This window comes from Mesorhizobium sp. M7A.F.Ca.ET.027.03.2.1, from assembly GCF_003999175.1.
Lineage (GTDB): Bacteria > Pseudomonadota > Alphaproteobacteria > Rhizobiales > Rhizobiaceae > Mesorhizobium.
In genome coordinates, this window is sequence record NZ_RZOM01001521.1 from 1 (window position 1) to 1,006 (window position 1,006).

Annotated in this window: 1 protein-coding gene; it reads left to right on the forward strand. The window is 63.4% G+C overall.

Annotated elements, in window-relative coordinates; translation table 11 throughout:
- Positions 1-59: 59 nt before the first annotated feature.
- Positions 60-1,006: diguanylate cyclase (locus EN750_RS36125; protein ID WP_127399404.1), on the forward strand; the 947-nt coding region annotated here is incomplete at its 3' end.

Below are 1,006 nucleotides of genomic sequence, written 5' to 3' on the forward strand. Positions count from 1 at the left end.
CCTAAAGGGTTTGCTGCCAGTCTGAAAATAAATTCCGACGTCACAAAACAGGGACACCGATGCAAACTTCGTTTGGCACCGGTCAGGCAAACAGGGAGAGCACGGATCTGGCATTCACAGATCCGTTGACCGGGCTTGGCAACCATCGCCGCTTCTTCGACAAGGTCGATCGCCTGATCGCCGACCGTGCCGACGATCCCGCGCCCTTTACCGTCGGCATTCTCGACCTCGACGGCTTCAAGCCGATCAACGATCTGTTCGGCCACAAGGCCGGCGACGACATCCTGATCCAGGTCGCGATGCGGCTGCGCGCCTCGATGGACGGCCATTCCACGGTCTGTCGCATCGGTGCCGACGAATTCGCCTTTCTCTATCCCCTGGTGTTCAGCGAGGATGCAGCGGCCGAAAAGTCCCGCATGCTGATCGAGATCCTGTCGGCGCCCTATGATGTCGGCGAACGCACCGCCAGGCTTTCGGCCTCGGTCGGCTGCTCGCTGTTCTATTCGGGCGACGAGACCACGGAAATCCTCATCAACAAGGCCGAGACGGCGCTCTATCACGCCAAGCGTTCCGGCCGTGGCCGCGTCGTCGTCTACACCCGTGAGATGGAAGAGGCGGCCAAGCGCGTCACCCGCATCGAACAGGCGCTGCGCCGGGCTGTCTCGGCCGGCGAGGTGGAGCCGCATTTCCAGCCCATCGTCGATCTCGCCACGCGCCGCACCATCGGCTTCGAGACGCTGGCGCGCTGGACCGATCGCGACCTCGGCTCGGTGCCGCCGACCGTCTTCATTCCCATCGCCGAGGAGCGCGGCATCATCGGCCCGTTGTCGCAGTTGGTGCTGCGCAAGGCGACCGAAGCGGCCAGAAGCTGGCCGAAGGACCTGTTCCTGTCCTTCAACCTGTCGCCATCGCAGCTCGTCGACCAGAACACCGGCCTGCACATACTGGCGATCCTCGATCGCACCGGGTTCGATCCGCGGCGGCTGGAGATCGAGATCACCGAGAC